Genomic DNA, 7,214 nt, shown 5'->3' with positions numbered 1-7,214 from the left:
CATCATGGCGCCGGCCCATGCACGCTGCACAACGCCAGCTACGACTTCAACGACGAGCTCATTCCGCTGGGCGCGACGATGTGGGTCGAGCTGGCCGAGCAGTTCCTCGCCGCACCGCCGAAGGTGGCCGCATGATCGGCGTCGTCGAGGCCTTCTGCGACAGCTACGCTCAGGCGCGCGAGAAGTTCCTGGCGGGCTGCGCCGCCGCCGGCCTGGCCGTGCGCTCGCATCCGCATCCCCTGAAGGGCCGCGCGGGCGAAGACCTGGCCATGGATGTTGCCCTCGACGGGCCGGCCGATGCCGAACGTCTGCTGGTGGTCACCAGCGCCTGCCATGGCGTGGAGGGCCACTGCGGCAGCGGCGTGCAGGTGTTCGCCCTGCATGACGCCGAATGGCGCGACAAGGCGCGCGCCGCCGGTGTGTCGGTGCTCTACGTGCATGCGCTCAATCCGCACGGCTTCTCGCACGGACGGCGGGTGACGCACGAGAACGTCGACATCAACCGCAACTTCGTCGACTTCGACGCGCCGCTTCCGGTCAATGCGGACTATGCGCAGCTGCACGCCTTGCTGCTGCCTGCGCAGTGGCCTCCCACCGCGCAGAACCAGGCCGAGATCGACGCCTGGATGGCCACGCACGGTATCAAGGCCTACCAGGCGGCCGTGACCGCCGGCCAGTACCAGTTCGCCGACGGCATGTTCTTCGGCGGGCAGGCGCCGACGTGGAGCAACCGCACCTTGCGCGAAGTGCTGCGCAGCCATGGGCGGGCCGCACGGCGCATCGCCTGGATCGACCTGCACACCGGCCTCGGGCCGAACGGGCATGGCGAACGCATCTTCGCCTGCCGCGACGACAAGGCCGCGTATGCGCGCGCGAACGCCTGGTGGGGCGGCGAGCATGCCGTCACCTCGGTGTACGACGGCAGTTCCACGTCATCCCTGCTCAACGGCCTGATGTGCAACAGCGTCTATGAGGAATGCCCGCAGGCCGAATACACCGGCATCGCGCTCGAATACGGCACGGTGCCGATGCTGGAGGTGACCGGCGCACTGCGCGCCGACCACTGGCTGCACAAGAATGGGCAGCACGCTTCGGCAGCGCTGTGGGCGTCCATCCGCCAGGGAATGCTCGAAGCCTTCTATTGCGACACCGACGCCTGGAAGGGCCAGGTCATCAGCCAGGCGAGGCAGGCCCTGTTCCAGGCGGTGGACGGGCTCAAGGGATGATGGCCGGAAGGCGCGCGTGCGCAAGCGCGGCGGCCACCGGGCGCCTCACGCCTGCCGTGCGCGTTCCTCGGCAATGACGAGCAGGCCGTCCATGATCAGGCCCTCGACCAGTTCGAATTCGCTGGCCATGGCCGGCGCCATCTTCCAGCCCGCGCCGCCGGTCATGTAGCGCACCGGCTCCATGCCGCAATGCTGGCGCAGGTGCGCGACCATGCGCTCGATCGCGCCGGCGATGGCGTACGTGCCGCCGCTGGTGAGCGCGTCGCTCGTGTTGGTGGGGAACTCGACCACCTCGCCGGTGGGCACGTGCAGCCCCGCCGTGCCCGACTCGAGTGCGCGAAGCATGATGCCGTGCCCGGGGAGGATCAGGCCGCCGAGGAACCTGCCGTGCTGGTCCACGGCCTCCACCGTCACCGCCGTGCCGACCAGCACCACCACCATCGGCCGCGCCGTGCCGGCAGCCAGCATGCGGTGGCGTGCCCCGACCATGGCGACGAAGCGGTCGGCCCCGAGCCGGGTGGGATGGTCGTAGCCGTTGATGATGCCGGCCTCGCCGGTCGAGGGAACGACCCAGCGCGGCGCGCAGTCGAATCGCTCGTGCAGTTGCTCCTCGGCGCGGCGGCGCATGGCGTCGCCCGCCACCACGCAGCCGAGCATGGCGGTGGCTTCGGGCAGGTCGGCCCACGGCCCTTCGGCCAGGCGCTCGATGTGATCGAGGAACTCCGCGCCATGCGCCAGCAGCCGCGCCCCCGGACGCGGCACCTCGTACATCGCCCACTTCAGTCTCGTATTGCCGATGTCGATTGCGAGGAAAGCCATGCGCGGCATTATGGGTGAAGGCCCGCGGCGCGATGGCGGCGCGGCGCTTGCAATTTCTTTCCGATCAGGCGGGGCCATTGCGCGTTGCGCCACGGTTCGCCGCTAAAGTGGACGATCCTCAACGCTGTCGACAAGGAGAAAACCATGGGTCTGCTCAGTTTCATCAAGGAAGCCGGCGAAAAACTCTTTGGCGGATCGTCCGCGCATGCGGCCACCCCGGCCGCCGATCCTGCCGCGGCCAACACCGCGGCCGCCGACGCCATCAAGGCCTACATCGAGAAGCAGAACCTGGGGCTGTCCAACCTCGCCGTTGCGTACGACGGCGCTTCGGGCAAGGTCACGCTGCAGGGCGACGCGCCGAGCCAGGAAGCGGTCGAGAAGGCATCGCTCGCGGCCGGCAACGTGAGCAGCGTGGTGTCGGTGGACAACCAGCTCAAATCGTCCGCCCCGGCCGACGAGGCCCAGTACCACGACGTGGTGCGCGGCGACACGCTGTCGGCCATCTCGAAGAAGTACTACGGCGACGCCAACAAGTACAACGCGATCTTCGAGGCCAACAAGCCCATGCTGACCCACCCCGACAAGATCTACCCCGGCCAGAAGCTGCGCATCCCCAAGCTCTGACCTGACCTTCCCCACGCCGGCTGCGCCATCGCGCACCGGCGGCCCGGGCGGCAGCGTCAGTTCTGCCGCCAGGGCAGGCCGCGCAGGCGCCAGCCGCCCTTGCGCCCGCGCTGGCCGTGCTCGTCGGCGTCCCCTTCGAATCCCTCGAGGATGTTGTAGGCCGTGATGCCCAATTCGGTGGCGCGCCGGGCAGCCGCCACCGATCGCACGCCGCTGCGGCACAGCAGGACTGCCTTGCCGCCCGCGGGCACGACAGCCTTCAGGCCTTCGTCGAATCCACCATTCATCGCCATGCCGGGCCATTGCTTCCAGGCCAGCGGCACGGCGCCGGGCACGTAGCCCACCCACTCGCGCTCGGCATCGGAGCGCACGTCCACCAGCACGGCCTCTCCGGCCCTCATCCAGGCCTCTGCCTGCTCCGGCGTGACGTCGCCGGCGTAGCCCTCGGCCGGCCGCACGCCCATCCGCCCGGCATTCACAGTGGGCTTGTCCATATCAATTCATCCTTCTCAATCAGGTTAATAACCGTCAACGCCCGCCCTCTCGCGTGGAACCTCGGGGATTTCCCTGTCAATTTTCGTTACTTCGCGTAAACCCCGCTTGTCATCGGCGAGCGCCTGCCAAAGATGGCGGGCGCAGGACTTCCTTTCAATTGGCTTCCAACGTCGGAGACATGCCATGACAGTGACCAAGTCGACTCGCCGCCGCAATCTGCTCAAGGGCGCCGCCGTAGCGGCCGGGGCCATGTCCGCCCCCATGGTGAGCATGGCGCAGACCACCACCTTGCGCTTCCAGAGCACCTGGCCGGCCAAGGACATCTTCCACGAGTTTGCGCAGGACTACGCCAAGAAGGTAAATGACATGGCGGGCAGCCGCCTCAAGATCGAGGTCTTGCCGGCCGGCTCGGTGGTGCCGGCGTTCCAGCTGCTGGACGCGGTGGCCAAGGGCAACCTCGACGGCGGCCACGGCGTGGTGGCCTACTGGTACGGCAAGAACTCGGCGCTGGCGCTTTGGGGCTCGGGTCCGGGCTACGGCATGGACGCCAACACCGTGCTGGCCTGGCACTACTACGGCGGCGGCAAGGCGCTGCTCGACGAGATCTACAAGAGCCTGAACCTGGACGTGGTGTCGTACCTGTACGGCCCGATGCCCACGCAGCCGCTGGGCTGGTTCAAGAAGCCGGTGGCCCGCGCCGAGGAGATCAAGGGCCTGAAGTTCCGGACGGTCGGCCTGGCGGTGGACGTGTTCACCGACATGGGCGCCGCCGTCAATCCGCTGCCCGGCGGCGAGATCGTGCCCGCGCTCGACCGCGGCCTGATCGACGCGGCCGAGTTCAACAATGCTTCGAGCGACCGGGTGCTGGGCTTCCCGGACGTGGCCAAGAACTGCATGCTGCAGAGCTTCCACCAGTCGGGCGAACAGTTCGAGATCCTGTTCAACAAGGGCAAGCTCGACGCACTGCCGACGGAGCTCAAGTCGATCATCGAGTACGCCATGCAGGCCGCCAGCGCCGACATGAGCTGGAAGGCGATCCAGCGCAACTCGGCCGACTACCAGGAGTTGAAGAAGGCCGGCATCAAGTTCTACAAGACGCCCGACGCGGTGCTGCGCGCGCAACTGGCGTCGTGGGACAAGACGATCGCCAAGAAGTCCGAGGAGAACGCGATGTTCAAGAAGGTGCTGGAGTCCCAGCGCGCCTTCGCCGAGCGCGCGGTGGCCTGGCACAACGACTACACGGTCGATTTCAAGATGGCCTACAACCACTACTTCACCCGCAAGACCTGAAGCGGCGCGCAGGCCGCCGCGTCCGCCGGGCCGCGCCGCGGCCGACCCTCGCAGGGCACCTTCGCGGTGCCCTTGTTGCATCGGCCGCGGCGCGGCCCGAAGGGATTCCGCAAATGCAGTCTTTCCTGTTGCGCATCGACAGCCTCTCGACCTGGATCGGCAAGACCTTCGCCTGGTGCGCGGTCCTGCTCACCTTGCTGATCAGCTGGGAAGTGTTCTCGCGCTATGCGCTCAACCGGCCGCACGCCTGGGTGCTGGACGCGCAGATCATGCTGTACGGCACGATGTTCATGACCGCCGGCGCCTACACGCTGGCACGCAACGGGCACGTGCGCGGCGATGTGCTGTACGGCTTCTTCCGGCCGCGCACGCAGGCCGCGATCGACCTGCTGCTGTACCTCGTGTTCTTCCTGCCCGGCGTGGTGGCCATGACGTGGGCCGGCTGGGTATACGCCAACGAGTCGCTGGCGATCCGCGAGCAGACCTTCTCGGCCGAGCCGCTGCCGCTGTACCCGTTCAAGTTCGTCATCCCGTTCGCCGGCCTGGCGCTGCTGCTGCAGGGGATGGTGGAAATCGTGCGCTGCGTCATCTGCCTGCGCGACGGCGCCTGGCCGTCGCGCGAGCAGGACGTCGAGGAAGTCGACGTCGACAAGCTCAAGGAAATGGTCAACGTCCGCGACGAGGACATCGCCGCGCTCGACAAGGTGGTCGTGGCCAAGGAGGCGGCCAAGTGAAGATCCGAAAAGAACTCTGGTTCGGCCTGAGCTTCATGGCCGCGCTCGTGTGCGCAGCCACCTACCTCATGCTCAGCGCGGAAACCATCACGAACGGGCACCTCGGCCTGCTGATGCTGTCGCTGGTGGTGGTGGCGATCATGCTGGGCTTTCCCACCGCGTTCACGCTGATGGGCATGGGGATGATCTTCACCTGGTTCGCCTACGACCGGGACATCGACCACACGCTCAACCTGATGGTGCAGTCGGCCTACAAGACCATGGCCAACGACGTGCTGATCGCGGTGCCGCTGTTCGTCTTCATGGGCTATCTGGTCGAGCGCGCCAACCTGATCGAGACGCTTTTCAAGAGCCTGCACCTGGCGCTGGCCCGCCTGCCCGGGGCGCTGGCCGTGGCCACGCTGGTGACCTGCGCGGTGTTCGCCACGGCCACCGGCATCGTCGGCGCAGTGGTCACGCTGATGGGGCTGCTGGCCCTGCCGGCGATGCTGCGCGCCGGCTACAGCGTGCCGGTCGCCGCCGGGGCAATCACCGCCGGCGGCTGCCTGGGCATCCTGATCCCGCCCTCGGTGCTGCTGATCGTCTATGGCGCCACCGCCGGCGTGTCGGTGGTGCAACTGTACGCAGGCGCCTTCTTCCCGGGACTGATGCTGGCGTCGCTCTATGTGGTGTACGTGGTGATCCTCGCCAGGTTCAAGCCGGCCCTGGCGCCGCCTTTGTCGGCCGCCGAACGCCATGTGGCGTTGCCGCCGCCGCTGGCGGCCATCAGCCACCAAGGCGGTGGCCACGCGCTCGGGCGCATTCTTGCCGCGCTCAAGGGCCGCCGCAATGCCGAGGTGCCCACCGGCTACCTGCTCGGACAACTGGCAATCGTGCTCACCCCCGCAGTGCTGTTCGCGCTGCTGGCCTTCTTCAGCTGGGAGGCAGTCACCGCGCCGGTGGTGGTCGAGCGCTACGAGATCCAGGAGATCGGCGCCGCCGCGCGCGGCTCCGCGCCTTCGGCTGGCGGCCTCCAGGAGCCGCCGTCCACGGGCGGCCTGGCCGAGCCGCCTTCTGCCGGTGGCCTGGCCGAACCGCCGGTCAGCGGCGGGCTGTCCGAACCGCCGGTCGGCGGTGGACTGTCCGAACCGCCCGGCGCCAGCGGCCTTGCGCAACCGCCGGGCAGCGGCGGCGTGGCCGAGCCGGCCGGCGGCGGCGTCGCCGAACCTCCTGGCGCCACGGCATCGGGCAGCACTGCGGCCACCGGGGCAGCCGAAGCACGCCCGGCGCCCACCTGGTGGAAGGTGACGTTCTCGGCCCTGGGCGCGCTCGTGGCGCTGTTCTACCTGTTCCTGAGCTTCAAGCGGCTCGAAATCTTCAAGATGCTGCTGGCGTCGTTCTTCCCGCTGATGCTGCTCATCACCGCGGTGCTCGGCTCCATCGTCATGGGACTTGCCACGCCCACCGAGGCGGCCGCGATGGGTGCGCTGGGCGGCTTTCTGCTGGCGGCGGCCTATCGGCGCCTGACCCTCTCGGTGCTCAAGGAGTCGGTGTTCCTCACCGCCAAGACGTCGGCCATGGTGTGCTGGCTGTTCGTCGGCTCGGCCATCTTCTCGGCCGCCTTCGCCCTGCTGGGCGGCCAGGCGCTGGTCGAGCAGTGGGTGCTGGGCATGAACCTGACGAAGATCCAGTTCCTCGTGCTCAGCCAGGTGATCATCTTCATCCTCGGCTGGCCGCTCGAGTGGACCGAGATCATCGTGATCTTCATGCCCATCTTCATTCCGCTGCTGGACAACTTCGGCGTGGACCCGCTGTTCTTTGGGCTGCTGGTGGCGCTGAACCTGCAGACGGCCTTCCTGTCGCCGCCGGTGGCCATGGCTGCGTTCTACCTCAAGGGCGTGAGCCCGCCGCATGTCACGCTCAATCAGATCTTCCTGGGCATGCTGCCGTTCATGGGCATCCAGGTGCTGGCCATCGTGCTGCTCTACATGTGGCCTGAGATCGGCCTGTGGCTGCCGCAGATGCTGTACCGCTGACCACCCCGGGG

At 67.9% G+C, this 7,214-nt stretch carries 7 protein-coding genes and 1 pseudogene; 6 read left to right on the top strand and 2 right to left on the bottom strand.

The annotated features are described in order from the left end of the window. Both VES41_RS09380 and VES41_RS09375 read left to right on the top strand, forming a co-directional pair. Positions 1-135 (top strand): annotated as a pseudogene (locus VES41_RS09380) (amidohydrolase); the annotation flags it as partial. Beyond that, complete coding sequence (locus VES41_RS09375; protein WP_324815944.1) at positions 132-1,226, top strand: M14 family metallopeptidase; 1,095 nt, start codon at positions 132-134, stop codon at positions 1,224-1,226. The pseudogene VES41_RS09380 and the gene VES41_RS09375, both read left to right, overlap by 4 nt. Before the next feature lie 45 nt (positions 1,227-1,271). Here VES41_RS09375 and VES41_RS09370 read toward each other — a convergent pair whose 3' ends face one another. Then, complete coding sequence (locus tag VES41_RS09370) at positions 1,272-2,045, bottom strand: type III pantothenate kinase (protein ID WP_324815943.1); 774 nt, start codon at positions 2,043-2,045, stop codon at positions 1,272-1,274. Between the two features lie 144 nt (positions 2,046-2,189). On the opposite strand from VES41_RS09370, the gene lysM reads away from it, so the two are divergent. Further along, positions 2,190-2,669 carry a peptidoglycan-binding protein LysM gene (gene lysM, locus VES41_RS09365; RefSeq protein ID WP_324815940.1) on the top strand — a complete coding sequence of 160 codons (480 nt, stop codon included), beginning with the start codon at positions 2,190-2,192 and terminating at the stop codon, positions 2,667-2,669. Positions 2,670-2,725: 56 nt separating this feature from the next. Here the strand turns inward: lysM and VES41_RS09360 are convergent, their stop codons facing one another. Then, entirely contained in the window at positions 2,726-3,163 is a 438-nt protein-coding gene (locus VES41_RS09360) for a rhodanese-like domain-containing protein (protein ID WP_324815937.1), read from the bottom strand. 184 nt (positions 3,164-3,347) lie between these two features. On the opposite strand from VES41_RS09360, the gene VES41_RS09355 reads away from it, so the two are divergent. The 3 genes from VES41_RS09355 (at position 3,348) to VES41_RS09345 (ending at position 7,203) form a co-directional block, all read left to right on the top strand. Beyond that, positions 3,348-4,454, top strand: coding sequence for a TRAP transporter substrate-binding protein (locus VES41_RS09355; protein WP_324815935.1), 1,107 nt, complete (start codon positions 3,348-3,350; stop codon positions 4,452-4,454). 113 nt (positions 4,455-4,567) lie between these two features. Further along, positions 4,568-5,188 (top strand): TRAP transporter small permease subunit, encoded by a 621-nt coding sequence (locus VES41_RS09350; protein ID WP_324815933.1) that lies wholly within the window; start codon positions 4,568-4,570, stop codon positions 5,186-5,188. Continuing rightward, positions 5,185-7,203: a TRAP transporter large permease gene (locus VES41_RS09345; protein WP_324815931.1), complete on the top strand. Its 2,019-nt coding sequence runs from the start codon at positions 5,185-5,187 to the stop codon at positions 7,201-7,203. Before VES41_RS09350 ends, VES41_RS09345 begins: the two co-directional genes overlap by 4 nt. The last annotated feature ends 11 nt before the right edge of the window (positions 7,204-7,214 follow it).

The sequence above is a fragment of the Variovorax sp. genome, assembly GCF_035634955.1.
GTDB lineage: Bacteria > Pseudomonadota > Gammaproteobacteria > Burkholderiales > Burkholderiaceae_C > Variovorax.
This window is presented reverse-complemented; position numbering and strand designations above follow the sequence as displayed.

What these genes read in the sequence shown, in the direction of transcription:
- VES41_RS09375 (WP_324815944.1), top strand. Translation starts at nt 132, where the DNA reads ATGATCGGCGTCGTCGAGGCCTTCTGCGACAGCTACGCTCAGGCGCGC.
- VES41_RS09370 (WP_324815943.1), bottom strand. Translation starts at nt 2,045, where the DNA reads ATGGCTTTCCTCGCAATCGACATCGGCAATACGAGACTGAAGTGGGCG.
- lysM (WP_324815940.1), top strand. Translation starts at nt 2,190, where the DNA reads ATGGGTCTGCTCAGTTTCATCAAGGAAGCCGGCGAAAAACTCTTTGGC.
- VES41_RS09360 (WP_324815937.1), bottom strand. Translation starts at nt 3,163, where the DNA reads ATGGACAAGCCCACTGTGAATGCCGGGCGGATGGGCGTGCGGCCGGCC.
- VES41_RS09355 (WP_324815935.1), top strand. Translation starts at nt 3,348, where the DNA reads ATGACAGTGACCAAGTCGACTCGCCGCCGCAATCTGCTCAAGGGCGCC.
- VES41_RS09350 (WP_324815933.1), top strand. Translation starts at nt 4,568, where the DNA reads ATGCAGTCTTTCCTGTTGCGCATCGACAGCCTCTCGACCTGGATCGGC.